The following is a 16864-nucleotide window of genomic DNA, read 5'->3' as shown; positions in this document are numbered from 1 at the left end:
CGAGGAGGGCCGCCATGCCGCTCGATCAACTGCTGAGAGGCGTCGCGGCGCTCTGGGGCTGGCTGCTGCTGGCCGTGCTGCTGCTGCTGGGCAGTGGCGGCGCGGTGATTCTCGCCCTGCCGCGCGCCTATGTGGCGGAAGCGATGGTGGCGCCAGCCGAAACCACCGGCATCGCCGCCTCCAGCCTGATCTCGGCGAGCGCCCTGGCACCCGGCAACCTGCTCGACACCCGGCCAGGCGGCAACTACGCGGTCTATCTGTCGGCGCTGCGCAGCCCGGAGGCGGCCGCCATGCTGGCGCGCGACACCACCCTGCTGACCGATCTCGCTGCCTCGAAAGCCGCCAGCCCCCTGGCCCCGCTGCGCCGGCTGCTCGGCCTCGACCGCCCGCCGGACATGGACGATGCCTTGCGCTGGCTGGAACGCAACCTTTCGGTGACGCAGTCGCTCGCCTCGGTCACCTGGACGCTGGAGCTGGCGCATCCCCGCCGCGAAGCGGCGCTCGACGACTTGGCGCGCCTGCACGCGTTCGCCGAGGCGCGGGTGCGGGAGGATCTGCTGGCCCTGACCCGCCGCCGCGTCGTCGCGCTGGAGGCCCGGCTGGCGCAGGAGCGCGACATCTACCTGCGCACGCCGCTGTTTGAGCTGCTGGCGCAGCACCAGCGGGCGGCGCTGGTGCTTTCGGCCGACCAGACAGTGGCGGCACGGCTGGTCTCCGGCCCCAGCGTGGAGTTGCGCCCTTCCCTGCCCAACCGCCCGCTGCTGCTGGCGCTGCTCGGCGTGGCGGCGCCGCTGGCCTGCCTGTTTCTTGCCGCCTGCTGGGTGCTGTTGCGCGGCGGCGAGGGGCGGCGCCGGTGAGCTGGCGGGCGCTCCGCATCGACAGTGCGGCCCTTGGCGCGCTGGCCGGGCTCGCCGCGGCGGGGCTGCACTTCGCCGGGGCCCTGAAATCCACCCCGCTCGGCACCCTCCTTCCGGTTGACCTGACGCTGCTCGCCGGTGCCCTGCTGCTGCCGCTGCTGGCCGTGCTGCTGCTGACACGCCGCTGGTGGCTGCATGGCACGCTCGCGCCCCCGCTGGCGGGGGCGGCGCTGCTCTGGCTCTGGCTGGTGCTGGCGGGCGGCTGGAGCCGCAGCGGCACGATCCTGGCCGCCAAGCTGCCGGAGCTGGTGCTGCTGGCGCCGCTGATGCTGCTCGGCGGCCTTGCCGTCGGCGCCGACTCCGCGGCGCGGCGGCTTCTTGTCGGCGCCACGCTGCTGACCGGCCCGCTGGTTGCGGTGTCCGTGGCGGTGGGGCTGGCCACCGGCGGGGTGGTGCTGGGCGGCGCGGTGGGCGGCAATCCGGACCTCTTGCGGGTGCAGTACCAGCTCGCCGGCCTGGCCATCGCCTGCGCCGCGGGACTGGGCGCGGTGCGGCTGGTCGAGGCGCCGGTGTGGCAGGGCCGGCTCTTCTGGTCCGCCTATACGCTGGCCCTGGCGGCGGCGGCGCTGCTGCCGGGGGGCCGCATGGGGCTGATCTCGCTGGGGCTTTCAGTGCTGCTGACGCCGGCGCTGCGCTGCTGGTCGGCCGGCTGCCCGCGCGCGGCGCTGCGCTGGGCCGGCGGGGCGGCCCTCGCCGGCGCCGCCGGGCTTGGTCTGCTGCTGCTCAAGGCGCAGGCGCTGGACGGGCTGCGCACGCTGGAGCGCTTCACCGAAGGCGGGCTGGAAGCCTCGGCTCGGCCGGCGCTGTGGCGCGCCGCGCTGGACTGGGGCGCCGCGACCCTGCCCTGGGGCCTGGGCACGGGCGGCTTCACCCTGGCTGCGGGATACGGCGAGCGGCGCGGCCTTTACCCGCACAACCACCTGCTGGAGGCCTTCGCCGAAGGCGGGCTGCCCGGGCTGCTGCTGTGGCTGCTCTGCTTCGGCGGGGCGGCGGCGCTGGTGCTGCTGCGCGCCCGCCATGCAGCGCCGGAGCGGGTGGCAAGGATCGCCGCCCTGGTGCTGCCGGTGGGGCTGGCGGCCATGGTTTCGACCGACCTCGGCAACCGGATGGTCTGGTTCGCCCTGGGTCTGGCGCTTTCTCTGGGAGTGGTGGCGCGCCGTGCCTGAACGGGGACATTACGAACGATGGGGCAAGCGCTGCCTCGACATCCTGGGGGCGGGCCTTGGTCTGCTGCTGCTCTCGCCGCTGCTGCTCGGCACCGCGCTGGCGGTGCGGCTGGCGCTGGGTCGGCCGGTGCTGTTCCGGCAGGAGCGCGCCGGACAGGATGGCCTGCCCTTCACCCTGCTGAAGTTCCGCTCGATGCGGGATGGTCCGGGCGACGACGCCGCGCGGCTGACGCCTTTCGGCCGCCGCCTGCGCGCCACCGCCCTGGACGAGCTGCCCCAGTTGGTCAACGTGCTGCGCGGCGAGATGAGCCTGGTCGGTCCGCGGCCGCTGCCCGCCGCCTATACCGCCCGCTACACCGCCCGGCAGCGGCAGCGGCAGCGGGTTCGCCCGGGGCTGGCCGGCGTCGCGCAGGCAGCCGGGCGCAACGCCCTGCCCTGGGAGGAGCGCCTGGAGCTGGATGCGCGCTACGCCGCGCGGCTGAGCCTGCGCGCCGACCTGCGGGCAATGCTCGGCACGCTGGGCATCCTGTTGCACGGCAAGGGTGTTCACGCCCCGGGCCATGCCACCATGCCCCGTTTCGACAGCCATACGAATCCCGGATAAGGAGGATTGCAAGGAGTGTTTTAACACCATAGGTTGTTTTCCGCCTTGAAACGGACCCGCGAACCTGTTTCGTTGTTGTTCGTCACAAAAGTGTGAGTGGACCCATGACTGCGATCCACCTCCGGGCAGAAGACGATGCCGAGTCCCGCCCAGGCGCCGTTCTTTCCTTCCCCAGCCGCGGCATGCCGGCCCGGGCTCCGCGCAGCCGGCTCCACCTGTCTCCTCCCAGCCTGGTCGGGGGCGAGCTCGCGGTTCTCAGTCGCACTCTCACCGATGGTTGGATCGCGCCCGCCGGGCCTGTGCCGGAGTCTTTCGAGCAGGCGATCGGCGAAGCGACCACCTTCAACCACGTCGCCGCCGTCGCCTCGGGCACGGCGGCGCTGCATCTCGGCTACCGCGTGCTGGGAGTGGAGCGGGGCGACGAGGTCTGGACGCAGAGCCTGACCTTTGTCGCCACCATCGCCCCCGCCGTGCAGATGGGCGCCAGGCCGCGCTTCCTCGACGTCGCCGCGGAAAGCTGGACGATGGACCCGAACGTGCTGGAGAGCGCGCTGCAACGCGCGGCGCAGCGCGGCAAGCTGCCGCGGGCCGTGGTGCCGGTGGACCTCTACGGCCAGCCCTGCGACCTGGACGCCATCCTCACCCTCTGCGGCCGCTGGGGCGTGCCGGTGCTCTGCGACAGCGCCGAGGCCATGGGCGCGCGCTACCGCGACCGCGCGGTGGGCAAGGGCGCCGCGCTCGTCGCCTTCTCCTTCAACGGCAACAAGATCATCACGGCCGGCGGCGGCGGCGCGCTCGCCTCGGACGACCCGGCGCTGATCGCCCGCGCCCGCCATCTCGCCTCCCAGGCCAAGGAGGTGGCGCCGCACTATCAGCACGAGACGACCGGCTATTCCTACGGCCTGTCCTCGGTTCTGGCCGCGGTCGGGCTCGCGCAGATCGGCGCGCTGTCCACCCGCGTGGCCGAGCGCCGGCTGGTGTTCGAGCGCTATGTCGAAGGCCTCGGCAACCTGCCCGGCATCGGCTTCATGCCGGAGCCGGCCTGGGCGCGCGCGACCCGCTGGCTGTCCGTCATCCTGATCGACCCGAAGGTCTTCGGCGCCACGCGCGAGGCCGTGCGCCGCGCGCTGGACGCCGCCAACATCGAGAGCCGCCCGGTCTGGAAGCCGCTGCACATGCAGCCGGCCTTCCGGGGCGCCCGCTATGACGGCGGCGGCCTTTCCGGACAGTTCTTCGAGCATGGGCTCTGCCTGCCCAGCGGCACCATGACCGCCGAGGAGCAGGCGCGCGTCGTCGCCGTGATCCGCGGCTGCTGCAAGGGCTGAGGCCGATGCGCATCCTCTACCTGCACCAGCACTATTCCGCCCCGAACGGCACCACCGCGACGCGCAGCCACGCCTTCGCCACCGCGCTGCTGGCGCGCGGCCATCAGGTGACCATGGCCTGCGGGCGCTACGAGGGCGCCGCCACCGGCCTTGCCGGCGAATTCCATTCCGGCCGCCGCGAGGGGCGGCTGCGCGGCCTGCGCATCGTGGAGTTCGACATTCCCTGCCGCAACGCCCAGGGCTTCGCCGCCCGCGGCCTCGCCTTCGCCCGCTATGCCGCCCGCGCGGGCCAGCTGGCGCTGGCCGAGGAGTGGGACCTGGTGATCGCCAGCTCGACACCGCTCACCGTCACCCTGCCGGCGCTGCTGGCGCGGCGCGTGCGGGGCACGCCCTTTGTCTACGAGATGCGCGACCCCTGGCCGGAACTTCCCCGCGCCATGGGCGGCGTGCCCGGCTGGGCGCTGGCGGGGATGGAGGCAATGGCCAACGCCGCCTGTCGCCGGGCGAATGCGGTGGTGGCGCTCAGCGAGGGCATGGCGGCCACCGCCCTGGCGCGCGGCGCCGAGCCGGCGCGGGTGCATGTGGTGCCCAACGGCTGCGACCTCGACCTGTTCGGCCCGCAGGTCGCTCCCTGGCGCCCGGCCGAGGCGGCACCGTGGGAGATGCTGGCCGTCTATGCCGGGGCGCATGGCCGCGCCAACGGGCTGGACCAGTTGCTCGACGCCGCCGCCGTGCTGCGCACCGCCAACGAGCACCGCATCCGCCTGCTGCTGGTGGGCGAGGGCAGCGAGAAGCCGCGCCTGCGCAGCGAGGCCGCGGCGCGGGGCCTGCACAACGTCAGCTTCCTGCCGCCGCTGCCGAAGCGGAAGCTCGCCAGCCTGCTGGCGGGCGCGCAGGTCGGGCTGCAATGCCTCGCCCCGGTGCCGGAATTCGCCGAGCTGACGGCGCCGAACAAGCTGATGGACTACCTGGCCGCCGGCCTGCCGGTGGTTTCCAACCTTCCCGGCCGCGCCGCCCGCCTGCTGGCCGAAGGACCCTGCGGCATCGTCGCCCCGCCCGGCGATGCCGCCGCACTGGCCGAGGCGCTGGTGGCCATGGCGGACAATCCCCACCGGCGGGGCGCCATGGGCCATGCGGCGCGGGAGCAGGCGGTGCGCCGCTGGGACCGGCGCCTGCTCGCCGGCCGGTTCATCGAGGCGGTCGAGGCGGCCGCCGAGGTGGCGCCCGCCGGACTGCTGGCCGCCGCATGAGCGCCGTCCTGCCCGAACTGCATCTGGTGGCGGCCGCGCGGCCGAACCTGCCGAAGCTGGCGGCGCTCTGGCATGCCCTCGCCGCCGCGCCGCCCTTCTGCCGCCCGGTGCTGCTGCACACCGGCCAGCACGCCGATCCGGCGATGTTCGGTGCCCATCTGGCCGATCTCGGCCTGCCCGAGCCGGAAATCTCGCTGGGCGTCGCAGCGGGCGGCGGCCATGCCGCCTTCACCGGCCATACCATGATGGCCTGCGCCGACCTCTGGATGGCCCGCCGGCCGGCCCTCGTGGTGGTGGCCGGCGACGTGGACGGCACGCTGGCCGCGGCCCTGGCGGCCCGCAAGCTCGGCATTCCCGTGGCGCATCTGGAGGCCGGGCTGCGCTGCGGCGACCGCGACATGCCGGAGGAGATCAACCGCCGCGCCGTGGACGCCGTCAGCGACCTGCTCTGGGCGCCCGACCAAGCCACCGCCGCCCGCCTGCTGGCCGAAGGCCATGCGCCGGAGGCGGTCTGCGCCGTCGGCAACGCGATGATCGACACGCTGCTGGCCCGCCTGCCCGCCGCCCTGGCCCGTCCGCTGCCCGCGGGTCTGGCGCCTTCCGGCTATGGCCTCGTCACCCTGCACCGTCCGGCCAATGTGGACCACCCGGCCAGCCTCGCCGCGCTGTTGGCGGCGCTGGAAAAGACGGCCTCACGCCTGCCGCTGGCCTGGCCGCTGCATCCGCGCACCGCCGCCCGCCTGGGCAACTTCGGCTTCGCGTTGCCGCCGGGCATCCGGGTGCTGCCGCCGCTCGGCTACCTCGATTTTCTTGGCCTGCTCGCCCGCGCCCGGCTTGTGGCCACCGACAGCGGCGGCGTGCAGGAGGAGGCCGCCGTGCTGGACCGCCCCTGCCTGACCCTCCGCCCCTCCACCGAGCGCCCGGTGACGCTGGAATCCGGCGCCAACCGCCTGGTCGCCCCCGCCGCGCTGGAGGGCGCGGTGGCCGAGGTGCTGGCCGGTGGCTGGCCCATCGCGCGGCCGATCCCGCTCTGGGACGGCAAGGCCGGCGCCCGCATGGTGGCGCATCTGCGCATGGTCCTCTCCCCTGCCCCCGCCCGGAGCGCCGCCTGATGCCCGACGGCTCCGCCCTGTTGCGCCAGCCCGCCGCGCCCGCCCCGGCGGAGCCGCCGCTCGCCTGCCTGCTCTCGGCGGCGCATCCACCGACGGATGTGCGCGTCGTCGGCAAGGAGGGCGCCGCCCTGGCGGCGGCCGGCTGGCGCGTGTTGCATCTCTGCCCCGGAGGCCCCGGGGCGCCAGCCATGCATATGGGCGTCGCCATCCGCACCTATCGCCGTGCCGGCGGCTGGCGCGGCCGGCTCGCCAATATCCCGGCGCTTGCCCGGCTGGCGGCGGAGAGCGGCGCCACCGTGCTGCATGCGAGCGAGCCCGATGCCTGGCTCGCGGCGCTGCTGGCAGCCCGGCGCAGCGGCGCCCGCGTGGTGCTGGACGTGCACGAGCACTACCCCTCCCGGCTGGACCCCCGCCTGCCGGCGCCGCTGCGCCCGCTCGGCCGCGCCGCCATCCGCTGGGCCTGCCGCCGCATGGCCAGGCGTGCCGATGCCGTGGTGGTGGCCAAGGACGGGCTGGACGGCGACTTCGCCGCGCCCGAGCACATCGTGCCGGTGCGCAACTACGCCACCGCCACCCCCGTCGCGCCGCGCGAGCACCGGCCCGGGCCGCTGACCCTGGTGCATCTCGGCGCACTCGGCCGCGCCCGCGGCGCGATGGAGATGCTCGACGCGCTGGCGCTCTGCCCCGCGGACACACGGCTCAGCCTGGTCGGCCGCTTCACCGATGGTTCCGGTCCGGATTTCGCCGCCCGCGCCGCCGCGCTCGACCTGTCCGCAGCCGTGGAGCAGCACGGCTGGATGCCGCACGAGGCCGCCCTGGCCCAGGCCGCGCGTGCCGATATCGGCCTGGTGCTGTTCCAGCCCGGGGTGGAGAACCACCGCCTGGCTTTGCCGCACAAGCTGTTCGACTGCATGCTGGCCGGCCTGCCGGTGATCGCCCCCGCCTTTGCCGAGGAGGTGGCGGCGGTGATCCAAGAAGCGGGTTGCGGCCTGCTGGTGGACACCGCCGACCCCGCCGCCATCGCCGCCGCCGTGGGCGAACTGGCGGATCCCGCCCGCCGGGCCGGGCTGGGCGCGCGCGGACGCGCCGCGGCGCTCGGCCGCTTCGGCTGGGCCGGCGAGGCCGAGCGGCTGGTCGGCCTCTATCGCCGCCTCGCCCCTCTGGCACGCGCGACGAAATGACCGGCGGCCTCACCTTGCGGGGCGGGAGGCCGCGCGGCGATCCTTCACCCCTCGCGGCGCGGCGCCTATACGCGGCAATCATGGCCCTCCCCCGCATCCTGCTGAACCTTGGCCTCGATTCGCTGCTGGCCGCCCTTGCCCTGCCGCTCGCGGTCTGGATGGCCGCGCCGGGCGACTGGCCTCCGCCCGCCCTGTGGTGGCTGGGCGCGCTGCCCGGCGGCGTGGCGGCGCTGCTGCTGGCCGGCGTGCCGGTGCGGCTGCCGCAGCAATACTGGCGCTTCGCCGGGTTGAAGGATCTCGTCGCGGTGGTCGGCGCCGGCATCGGCGGCGCCATGCTCTTCGCCCTCGGCCTCTACGCCACCGATGCCTGGGCGCCGGGCAACCCCGCCTTTCCGCTGATCCATGCCGGCACCCTTTCCGCCCTGCTGCTGGCGCCGCGCATTCTGGCGCCGCTGAAGCAGGTGCACCGCGTCGGCCCGCTCAGCGAGGCGCCGGCGCAGCCGGTGCTGCTGGTCGGCACCGGCGATGCCGCCGACCTTTTCATCCGGGCCCTGCTGCAGCAGCGCGCGCCGGGCTACCGCGTCATCGGCATCCTGGCCCGCCGGCCGCGCGCCGCCGGCCGCCGCATCCACGGCCATCCGATCCTGGGCGGGCTGGAGGAGGCGGGCGAGGTGCTCGACCGGCTGCGCGCCGAGCTGCGCCTGCCCGGCGCCATCGTCCTCGCCGACCCCGACCTGCAGGGCCCGGCGCTGGAGGAGCTGCTGGACGCCGCCGACCGCCACGGCGTGCCGGTGAAGCGCGCGCCGCGCCTGACCGCGCTCGACCCGGCGCGGCGCGATTCCACCGTGGTCCGCCGCTTCGACCTGCGCCCCGTCGCCATCGAGGAGTTGCTCGACCGCCCGCAGGTGCCGCTCGACCGCGAGGGCATGGCCCGGCTGGTGCAGGGCCGCCGCGTGCTGGTCACCGGCGCCGGCGGCACCATCGGCGGCGAGCTGGCGCGGCAGGTGGCGGCCCTCGGCCCGGCGCAGCTCATCCTGCTCGACCATGGCGAGTTCGCCCTCTACGGCATCGACCTGGAGCTGGCCGAGAACCATCCCGGCGTGCCGCGCCGCGCCATGCTGGCCGATGTGCGCGATGCCGCCCGCATCGCCCGCCTGATGGAGGTGGAGCGGCCCGAGCTGGTGTTCCACGCCGCCGCGCTGAAGCACGTGCCGATGGTGGAGAACGACCCGCTGGAAGGGCTGCTGACCAACGCCCTCGGCACCCGCGTGGTGGCCGATGCGGCGCGCGCGGTGGGCTGCCGGGCGATGGTCTTCATCTCCACCGACAAGGCGGTGAACCCGACCAGCGTGATGGGCGCCAGCAAGCGGCTGGCCGAGATGTACTGCCAGGCGCTCGACATGCAGGCGCGCCGCGCCGGCGGCATGCGTTGCGTCACCGTGCGCTTCGGCAACGTGCTGGGCTCCACCGGCTCGGTGGTGCCGCTGTTCCGCCGCCAGCTCGAACGCGGCGGTCCGCTCACCGTCACCCATCCCGACATGCGCCGCTACTTCATGACGGTGCGCGAGGCGGTGGGGCTGGTGCTGCAGGCCAGCGTGGTCGGCATGGCCGACGCGGAGGGGTTCCGCGGCGCCGAGGCGGCCGGCGCCGGCCGCCGGCAGGACCAGCCGACCGAGCTGGCCGATGGCGGCATCTTCGTGCTCGACATGGGCAAGCCGGTGAAGATCGTGGACATGGCCCGGCGCATGATCCGCCTCGCCGGGCTGCGGCCGGACGAGGACGTGGAGATCCGCTTCACCGGCCTGCGCCCGGGCGAGAAGCTCTACGAGGAACTGTTCCACGGCCAGGAGCCGCCGCATCCCACGCAGTTTCCCGGGCTGCTGGTGGCCACGCCGCGCACCGCCGATGCCGCCCTGGTCGGCCGCGCCATTGACGAGATCGCCGCCGCCGCGCGCGGCGGCAATGCCGAGGCGGCGCTGGCGCAGCTCGCCCGGCTGGTTCCCGAATTCGACCACAACCCGGGCACGGCCCCCGTGGCACACGCATGACCCCATCCAGCGAGCCCCCCGCCACCCTTCTCGGCACGGCACCCGCCCGGCCGGACTCGCTGGAGCTTCTGCGGCAGGCCGCGGAGGCCATGCGGCTGCCCGAGGATCCCGCCGCCGACCTGATCGCGCGGCTGGAGGCCCGCACCGCGCGCATCGGCGTGGTCGGGCTCGGCTATGTCGGCCTGCCGTTGGCGCTGCGCTTCGCCGAGCTGGGCTTTCCCGTCACCGGCTTCGACATTGATCCCGCCAAGGTCGCCGCGGTCGCCGCCGGGCGGAGCCCGCTGCATGGCATCGCCGATGCGCGCGTCGCCGCCGCCGGCCTGCTGGCCTACACGGACATGCAAGCGGCGCGCGGCTGCGACGCCCTGGTCATCTGCGTGCCGACACCACTCGGCCCCCACAAGGAGCCGGAGCTCGGCCCGGTGCGGGCGGCGCTGGCGGCGCTGGCGCCCCATCTCCGCCCTGGCCAGGCCGTCGCGCTGGAAAGCACCACCTATCCCGGCACCACCGAGGAGTTCGTCCTTCCCGCCCTGGCCGCCGCCGGGCTGGCCGTGGGCCGGAACGCCTTCGCCATCTACAGCCCCGAGCGCGAGGACCCCGGCAACCCCGAGGGCACGGTGGGCCGCGTGCCGAAGCTGGTGGCCGGCGCCACGCCGGCCTGCCTCGCCGTGGGCAAGGCGCTCTACGGCGCGGCGGCGGGCGCGCTGGTGCCGGTCTCCTCCCTGCGCGCCGCCGAGCTGGTGAAGCTCTACGAGAACGTCTTCCGCGCGGTGAACATCGGCCTGGTCAACGAGCTGAAGCGGATCAGCCACGCCCTCGGGCTGGACGTGCAGGAGGTGATCGACGCCGCCGCCACCAAGCCCTTCGGCTTCATGCCCTTCCGGCCTGGTCCCGGGCTGGGGGGCCACTGCATCCCGGTTGATCCCTACTATCTTGCCTGGAAGGCGCGCGAGCTGGGCGTGCCCAGCGACTTCGTGGAACTCGCCGGCCGGGTGAACGACGCCATGCCCGCCTACGTCTTTGGCCGCCTGCGCGACGCGCTGGATGCGCGCGGCATGCCCCTGCGCGGCGCCCGCGTGCTGCTGATCGGCCTCGCCTACAAGCCCGGCGTGCCCGACACGCGCGAGAGCCCGGCGATCGAGATCCTCCGCCTGCTCGGCGGACGCGGCGTCGAATGCGCCTACCACGACCCGCTGGTGCCGCGCTTCGCCGCCCCGCATGGCGCGCCCGCGCTGCAGAGCCAGCCGCTCGACCCCGGCTTCGTCGCCGCCCAGGACGCCGTGCTGATCGTCACGCCGCAGCCCGGCATCGATTTCGCCGCGCTGCGCCGCCATGCCCGCCTGATCGTGGACACCCGCGGCGTCTACCCCGACGCGGCGGTGGAAACCGGCCCCGCCCTGCCCCCAACATTGCCCGTTGAAACGCGCGGTGATTTCCCACAGCCGGCGGAACCGGCCTATCACCCCGTCATCCAGGCCTGAGCCTCCGTGCCCGGGCCGCAGTGACGGAGCCTTCCCGCCGATGAGTGCCGAGACTTCCCCGCGCCCGATCGCCCTGTTCGACATGAAGGCGCAGCAGGCGCTGATCCGCCCCGAGATCGACCGCCGCATCGCCGCCATCCTGGACAGCGGCGCCTTCATCAACGGGCCGGACGTGCGCGAGCTGGAGGCGAAGCTGGCCGCGTTCGCCGGCGTCGCCCATGCCGTCGGTGTCTCCTCCGGCACCGACGCGCTGCAGATCGCCATGATGGCCGAGAACATCGGCCCGGGCGACGCCGTCTTCCTGCCCGCCTTCACCTACACCGCCACCGCCGAGGTGCCGCTGGTGCTCGGCGCCACGCCGGTCTTCGTGGACATCGCGGAGGACGGCTTCAACATCGACCTTCAGGACCTGAAGCGGCGCATCGCGCTGGTGAAGGAGGAAGGCCGGCTGCGGCCGCGCGCCGTGATCGGCGTGGACCTCTTCGGCCGCCCCGCCGACTGGCCCGCGCTGGAGGAGATCTGCCGCGCCGAGGGCATGTTCGCCCTTGATGACGCCGCGCAGGCCTTTGGCGGCGCGCTGGGCGGCAAGCGGCTCGGCGCCTGGGCCGATGCCACCGCGCTCAGCTTCTACCCGACCAAGACGCTCGGCTGCTACGGCGACGGCGGCGCCATCCTGACCAACGACGCCGCCCGGGCCGAACTCTACCGCTCGCTGCGCACCCATGGCGAGGGCAAGACCCGCTACGAGGTGGAGCGCACCGGCATGAACGGCCGGCTGGACACCATCCAGGCCGCCATCCTGCTCTGCAAGCTGCCGCTGCTGGAGGAGGAACTGAAGGCGCGCACCCGCATCGCGGGCTGGTACGCCGAGCGGCTGGCGAAGCATGTCACCGTGCCCGGCACGCAGGCCGGCGCGGACAGCGCCTGGGGGCTTTATTCCATCCTGCTGCCGGATGCGGAGACGCGCGGGCGCGTGCAGGCGGCGATGCAGGCGCGCGGCGTGCCCAGCGCCATCTACTACCCGAAGCCGCTGCACCATCAGCCGGCCTATGCCGCCGCCCATGCGGCCGGCCTGCGCCAGTCCCCGCCGCTGCCGGTCAGCGAGACCGTCTGCCAGCGGATCCTGGCGCTGCCGATGCATCCCTATCTCGACGAAGAGCAGGCCGGGCGGGTTGCGGAGGCGGTCATCGCCGGGCTGTGACGGCCGGGGCTCCGCCCCTGCACCTCGCTGGGGGAGCTCTCAGCTCCTCCAGGCCTCCGCATCGCGCACACCTGCCGGCTCAGTCGGGCACCGGCTCCAAACCGTGGCGCAGCATCACCGCCCGCACCCGCGCCGGGTCCGGCGGGGCGCCCGGCGCGATCAGCGCAGCCAGTTCGCGGAAATAGGCGGACCCGATCAGCCCGGGTGTCAGCACCGCCAGGGCGCGGGCGGTCTCCTCATGCTGGTTGGCGAAGTGATGCACCGCCCCGCGCGGGATGAAGAGGGTCTCGCCGGGGCCGACCTCATGCCTTGCGCCATCCAGCTTCCAGGTCAGCACGCCGGACAGGCCGTAGATCGTCTCGTCGTAGTCGCGGTGGTAATGCGCCACCGGAACCCTAGCCTTCGCCGGCACGGCGAACTCGAACATGTCGAGCCTGCCCCCGGTCTGCTCCCTCGCCTGCAGGAACCGGATCTCAAGCTGGCCGATACGGATCAGCTCCACCACGGAACGTCCCTCCCCGCTGCGGGCAGCAGGCTATCTGGATTCGGGCAGGAAAGGAATTCGCCGGCGGCGGCCTGCGCGCCTGTCACGCCGCCCTTCCAACCGGCTTCGTGCCCGCCACCGTCTCCAGGAAGGCCCGCCAGCGCGCCAGCACCGGCGCCTCGGCATAGTCCCGGGCATAGGCGGCGCGCCCCGCGGCCGCGAGGGCCGCCGCCCGCTCCGGTTGCGCGCCCAGTGCGGCGATGGCCTGCGCCAGCGCCGCTGCATCCTCCCGAGGGACCAGCACCCCGTTGATGCCCTGGGCGATCAGCTCGGCCGGCCCGGCCGCCCCGGCGGCGACCACCGGGCGTCCGGCGGACCAGGCCTCCAGCACGACATTGCCGAGCGGCTCATGGCGGCTCGGGCAGACGAACAGGTCGCAGCCCGCGAGCAGGGCGCCGGCATCCACGCGCCAGCCCAGCATGGCCAGGCGATCCGCCACCCCCAGCTTGCGCGCCAGCCTTTCCAGGTCCGCCCGTTCCGGCCCCTCGCCGGCGAGCGAGAGATGCATTCCCGGCAGCCGCGGCAGGGCACCCAGCAGCGTGTCGAAGCCTTTGTTGCGGTGCAGCCGGCCCATCGCCAGGAGGCGCGTCATGCCAGGAGGGGCCGGCAACAGGGCGGGCGCGGCGCCGGCGAGGTCGGGCACGAAATTGGGCAGGGCATGCGCCCGCTCCGGCGGCCAGCCCTCCCGCAGGAGCCAGGTCCGCAGCCCCTGCGTGTTGCCGAGAACATGGTCGCAGCGGCGGTAGTAGCGCAGGTCGTAGTAGCCGCCGAGCCGGCCGGCGAGCGGCCAGGGCCCGCCCAGCCGCCGCCCGCGCGGCACGAAGCGGTTGGCGCGGTTCTGCCAGGCGACCACCACATCCGGGCGGAAGGCACGCAGCAGGCGCTCCAGCCGCGGCCCGGTGCGCAGGTCGAGGTAGCCGCCGAAGCCCAGTTCCACAGGCGCCAGCCCCGCCGCGCGCAGCCGGGCGGCGCGGCCCGGCTCGTGGCGGATCACCGGCAGGATCTCCTCCCCGGCGGCGGCCTGCGCGATGCAGAGCCGCTCGAAGAAGCCCTCCGCCCCGCCGCGCCCGGCGCTGCCCAGGACATGCGCGACCCTCATGCGGCGGAACAGCCGGTCAGGCGCGCTGCTCCCGGCCCATCAGGCGGCGCAGGAAGTGAGAAAGCCCGTGGCGGCGCCGCTTGCGCTCCAGTTCCGAAGCGTCCCGCAGCCAGGCGACCTGCACCACGCGCCGTTCGCCGACAAAGGGCGTGTGGCCATGCCAGGAATGGTCCGAGCGCAGGAAGGCGAGCATGTTGCCCTCCTGCGGACTGACCTCGGCGACATAGTCCTCGAAGCTGCCAGGGCCGCGCAGGATGCGCAGCCGCCCGTTCGGCGCGCTCCAGCCTTCGTGCAGATAGAGCAGAAGCGTCGCCACCTTGCTGGCGCTGTCGGTGTGGATGCGCCCTTCATGCGCGGCAGAAAGCCGGCGTACGGTGATCAGCCGCGGCAGGCCGGCCAGGTCCACACCGAGCTTTTCGCTCAGCACGGTGGCAATCTCGGGACCTTCCAGCTCGCGCAGCAGGGCGGCGAAGGCACCTTCCGGCGTGAAGCTGTCGGTGGGATGGAAGCCTGTCTGCCGCAGCATCGGGAAGTCGCGCCGCAGCGCCGGCAGCGCTGCCGGGCGCAGTGCGCCATGCGCGATGACAAAGGGGTAGGGGTCGCTGTGAAGAGGCGCGGCGCGCAGTCTGCCGAGCTCAAGGGCGCCCTGGATGGCCGGTGCCGTCGTTTCCCCGGCGGCGCCGGCTTTGCCGATGTTGGAGGCTTCCACGCTCGAAATCATCGCCTTGTCCTTCCGGAACGGCGGGGCCACCGCCGCGAAGCGGCCCGGCAGCGGCACCATGCGAAGCTTCAACCATGATGGCGCTTCAGCAATACAGAAAATCTTACGCGTTCATGATTAGTAATGATTAATATTCGGAAGAAAAGCGTGAGGTAGAGCGGCGCCTATTGCCCGATTTCATGAACCTCCCGCAGCGGATAGCTCCTCCTTCTCCAGATCCTTGATGGAGGAAGCCAATGAATATGATGAAGGTCGCGCGAGTTTGCCGATGGCGATGGCGCCGGGAAAGCATTCGTCCCGATCCTTGCCGAAAAGCTTCAACAGGAAGGGGCCGGAGACTTCGCGCGCGCAGCATCGTCCCCGCCGGTTATTCCGGCGTGACTGCCCAGGTGAAGTCGCGGCTTTCACCCGCTGCCAGCGTGAGAACTCCCGGCTTGGTGCTGAAGTCGCCATCCCAGTCCAGCGGGCTCGCGGTGCCGTGCCAGGGCTCGATGCAGAGGAAATCCGCTCCTTCCGGCTTGGACCAGAGGCCGAGATCACGGTAGCCCTCCCAGCTCACCCGCAGCGCCGGTCCGTCCTCGGCGGCAAAGCGCACCGCGCGGCTGGCGAGGCCGGGGAGGATCACCGCGTCGCGGGCGAACAGCACCGGCGAAAGAGGCAGTTCGCGGCCCCGGACCGGCGAGGGCTCCTCCGGCCCGAGCAGGCCGCCCTGCAGGTAATGCGCCGGGCCGGGCTCGGGCGCCTCGAAGGTCAGCTGGTGCCGCTCCTTCGGCAGGCCGGGCACCAGGGGCCAGCGAAAGGCGGGATGCGCGCCGATCGAGAAGGGCAGCGCCCCTCGTCCGGGGTTGGTCACCGTGGCGGTGACGGTGAGCCGCGTGTCCGCCACGGCATAGGCGAGTTCGAGCGCGAATGCGAAGGGGAAGGCGGCCTTGCTCTCCTCGTCGGAGACGAGGCGAAGGCGGCACCGCCCGGGTTCGCGCTCCACCCACTCGAAGCGGCGGTCGCGGGCGAAGCCATGCTGCGGCAGGCGGTAGGTCCGGCCGGCATGGCGCAGCGTGTCGCCAGCCAGCTTGCCAAGAATGGGGAACAGCACCGGCGCATGGCGGCGCCATTCCGGGCCGCCATGCCAGAGCAGCTCGATCCCCCTGTCGTTGCGCAGGCTGACCAGCTCCGCGCCATGCGCCTGCACGGTTGCGGCGAGCTGCTCGTTGCCGATGCGATGGCGGTCGGTCACGGGCCGGCTTCCTCGGCGCGGCGCTGCTCGTAGGTGCGGGCGTGCAGCATGATGAGCTCGTGCAGCGCAGGATCGATGCCGGCGCGGCGCGCGCCTTCCAGCAGTTCGCCCAGGATGGCGTCCGACTCGATCCGCCCGCCGCCTTCGAGGTCGCGCAGCATGCTGGCGGTCAGCTTGCTGGCCGGGTCGGCGAAGATGTCCTGGATGGTCTCCAGCACCTTGGGCGCCAGCGGCGCGCCGTGATGCGCGGCAATGGCGGCATTGCGCTCCAGCAGGCTGCGCAGGAAGCCGGGGCCGCCCGGCGCGCGCAGGATCTGCCCGACCGTGCCGCGCATCAGCACCGTGGCGCCCGCCAGGGTGCCGAGCATCACCAGCTTGGCCCAGAGCGCGCCGCGGATATCGGGCGCCGCCTCGGCCTGGATGCCGCCCTTGGCGGCCAGCGCGACGAAGTCGGTGACGCGCGGCGTGATGCGCCCGTTCAGCTCGCCCACCGTCAGGGTGCGCCACTGGCCAAGGTTCCGCACCTCGCCCTCCGGCGTGAGGGTGGCCGCGATGCGGGCGACGCCGCCGAGCACCGCCGCCTCCCCGAAGGCCTCCCGCAGCCTGGCGACATGCGCGATGCCGTTCAGCACCGGCAGGATCGCCGTCTCCGGCCCGATGGCGGGGCGGATGGCGGCGATGGCGTCTTGCAGGTCATAGGCCTTGCAGGTCAGCAGCACGAGGTCCCAGCCGGGCTGCACCTCCTGCGCCTGCAGCGCCGTGACGGCGCGCTGCGTGGTGCCGAAGACCGGGCAGTGCACGACCAGCCCGTTCCGGCGGAGCTGTTCCTGCCGGCGTGCCCGCACGAGGAAGGCGAGATCGGCGCCCGCCTCCAGCAACCGGGACCCGTAATAGCCGCCGAGCGCACCCGCGCCGAGAACCAGGATCCGCATGGCCTACTCTTCCCTTGTGCCGCCGATCGGTCCGGCCGCGCCCAACTGA

General features: G+C 73.7%; 15 protein-coding genes. 10 read left to right on the top strand and 5 right to left on the bottom strand.

What is annotated here, in order from left to right:
* The first annotated feature begins 14 nt into the window (after positions 1 to 14).
* The 10 genes from E0493_RS16205 (at position 15) to E0493_RS16160 (ending at position 12285) form a co-directional block, all read left to right on the top strand.
* Positions 15 to 857, top strand: a complete 843-nt coding sequence (locus E0493_RS16205; protein ID WP_160938282.1) for a hypothetical protein — start codon at positions 15 to 17, stop codon at positions 855 to 857.
* Positions 854 to 2083, top strand: coding sequence for an O-antigen ligase family protein (locus tag E0493_RS16200; protein ID WP_367614528.1), 1230 nt, complete (start codon positions 854 to 856; stop codon positions 2081 to 2083). Before E0493_RS16205 ends, E0493_RS16200 begins: the two co-directional genes overlap by 4 nt.
* Positions 2076 to 2687, top strand: a complete 612-nt coding sequence (locus E0493_RS16195; RefSeq protein WP_160938281.1) for a sugar transferase — start codon at positions 2076 to 2078, stop codon at positions 2685 to 2687. Before E0493_RS16200 ends, E0493_RS16195 begins: the two co-directional genes overlap by 8 nt.
* Positions 2688 to 2791: 104 nt before the next feature.
* Entirely contained in the window at positions 2792 to 4012 is a 1221-nt protein-coding gene (locus E0493_RS16190) for a DegT/DnrJ/EryC1/StrS family aminotransferase (protein ID WP_160938280.1), read from the top strand.
* A gap of 5 nt (positions 4013 to 4017) precedes the next feature.
* On the top strand, positions 4018 to 5262 hold the full coding sequence (locus E0493_RS16185; protein ID WP_160938279.1) for a glycosyltransferase family 4 protein: 1245 nt from the start codon (positions 4018 to 4020) through the stop codon (positions 5260 to 5262).
* Positions 5259 to 6374 carry a non-hydrolyzing UDP-N-acetylglucosamine 2-epimerase gene (wecB, locus tag E0493_RS16180; RefSeq protein ID WP_160938278.1) on the top strand — a complete coding sequence of 372 codons (1116 nt, stop codon included), beginning with the start codon at positions 5259 to 5261 and terminating at the stop codon, positions 6372 to 6374. The genes E0493_RS16185 and wecB overlap by 4 nt, the downstream gene beginning before the upstream one ends.
* On the top strand, positions 6374 to 7555 hold the full coding sequence (locus tag E0493_RS16175) for a glycosyltransferase (RefSeq protein ID WP_160938277.1): 1182 nt from the start codon (positions 6374 to 6376) through the stop codon (positions 7553 to 7555). The genes wecB and E0493_RS16175 overlap by 1 nt, the downstream gene beginning before the upstream one ends.
* 80 nt (positions 7556 to 7635) lie before the next feature.
* Positions 7636 to 9603, top strand: a complete 1968-nt coding sequence (locus E0493_RS16170) for a polysaccharide biosynthesis protein (RefSeq protein WP_160938276.1) — start codon at positions 7636 to 7638, stop codon at positions 9601 to 9603.
* Positions 9600 to 11084: a nucleotide sugar dehydrogenase gene (locus E0493_RS16165; RefSeq protein ID WP_235913825.1), complete on the top strand. Its 1485-nt coding sequence runs from the start codon at positions 9600 to 9602 to the stop codon at positions 11082 to 11084. Before E0493_RS16170 ends, E0493_RS16165 begins: the two co-directional genes overlap by 4 nt.
* Positions 11085 to 11124: 40 nt before the next feature.
* The gene (locus tag E0493_RS16160) at positions 11125 to 12285 is read left to right on the top strand and encodes a DegT/DnrJ/EryC1/StrS family aminotransferase (protein ID WP_160938275.1); all 1161 of its coding nucleotides are present in this window, start codon (positions 11125 to 11127) and stop codon (positions 12283 to 12285) included.
* A 79-nt stretch (positions 12286 to 12364) separates the two neighbouring features.
* On the opposite strand, the gene E0493_RS16155 is transcribed toward E0493_RS16160, so the two are convergent.
* From E0493_RS16155 to E0493_RS16135, 5 genes are all read right to left on the bottom strand, one after another.
* The gene (locus E0493_RS16155; RefSeq protein WP_367614527.1) at positions 12365 to 12790 is read right to left on the bottom strand and encodes a cupin domain-containing protein; all 426 of its coding nucleotides are present in this window, start codon (positions 12788 to 12790) and stop codon (positions 12365 to 12367) included.
* Positions 12791 to 12872: 82 nt separating this feature from the next.
* A complete protein-coding gene (locus tag E0493_RS16150) occupies positions 12873 to 13928 on the bottom strand; it encodes a glycosyltransferase (RefSeq protein ID WP_160938274.1) in 1056 nt (351 codons plus the stop codon).
* A 16-nt stretch (positions 13929 to 13944) separates the two neighbouring features.
* Complete coding sequence (locus E0493_RS16145; RefSeq protein ID WP_202397164.1) at positions 13945 to 14709, bottom strand: 2OG-Fe(II) oxygenase; 765 nt, start codon at positions 14707 to 14709, stop codon at positions 13945 to 13947.
* A 307-nt stretch (positions 14710 to 15016) separates the two neighbouring features.
* The gene (locus E0493_RS16140; protein WP_160938273.1) at positions 15017 to 15883 is read right to left on the bottom strand and encodes an aldose 1-epimerase family protein; all 867 of its coding nucleotides are present in this window, start codon (positions 15881 to 15883) and stop codon (positions 15017 to 15019) included.
* Positions 15880 to 16815: a 2-dehydropantoate 2-reductase gene (locus tag E0493_RS16135; RefSeq protein ID WP_160938272.1), complete on the bottom strand. Its 936-nt coding sequence runs from the start codon at positions 16813 to 16815 to the stop codon at positions 15880 to 15882. Before E0493_RS16135 ends, E0493_RS16140 begins: the two co-directional genes overlap by 4 nt.
* Between the last annotated feature and the right edge of the window lie 49 nt (positions 16816 to 16864).

It is taken from the genome of Teichococcus coralli (genome assembly GCF_009829925.1).
GTDB classification, from domain to species: domain Bacteria; phylum Pseudomonadota; class Alphaproteobacteria; order Acetobacterales; family Acetobacteraceae; genus Pseudoroseomonas; species Pseudoroseomonas coralli.
Note: the sequence above shows the minus strand (reverse complement) of the source record. Positions and strands in the feature narration are given on the sequence as shown.

Coding starts and splice junctions, on each gene's coding strand:
- E0493_RS16205 (WP_160938282.1), top strand. CDS start 15: ATGCCGCTCGATCAACTGCTGAGAGGCGTCGCGGCGCTCTGGGGCTGG.
- E0493_RS16190 (WP_160938280.1), top strand. CDS start 2,792: ATGACTGCGATCCACCTCCGGGCAGAAGACGATGCCGAGTCCCGCCCA.
- E0493_RS16185 (WP_160938279.1), top strand. CDS start 4,018: ATGCGCATCCTCTACCTGCACCAGCACTATTCCGCCCCGAACGGCACC.
- wecB (WP_160938278.1), top strand. CDS start 5,259: ATGAGCGCCGTCCTGCCCGAACTGCATCTGGTGGCGGCCGCGCGGCCG.
- E0493_RS16175 (WP_160938277.1), top strand. CDS start 6,374: ATGCCCGACGGCTCCGCCCTGTTGCGCCAGCCCGCCGCGCCCGCCCCG.
- E0493_RS16170 (WP_160938276.1), top strand. CDS start 7,636: ATGGCCCTCCCCCGCATCCTGCTGAACCTTGGCCTCGATTCGCTGCTG.
- E0493_RS16165 (WP_235913825.1), top strand. CDS start 9,600: ATGACCCCATCCAGCGAGCCCCCCGCCACCCTTCTCGGCACGGCACCC.
- E0493_RS16160 (WP_160938275.1), top strand. CDS start 11,125: ATGAGTGCCGAGACTTCCCCGCGCCCGATCGCCCTGTTCGACATGAAG.
- E0493_RS16150 (WP_160938274.1), bottom strand. CDS start 13,928: ATGAGGGTCGCGCATGTCCTGGGCAGCGCCGGGCGCGGCGGGGCGGAG.
- E0493_RS16145 (WP_202397164.1), bottom strand. CDS start 14,709: ATGGTGCCGCTGCCGGGCCGCTTCGCGGCGGTGGCCCCGCCGTTCCGG.
- E0493_RS16135 (WP_160938272.1), bottom strand. CDS start 16,815: ATGCGGATCCTGGTTCTCGGCGCGGGTGCGCTCGGCGGCTATTACGGG.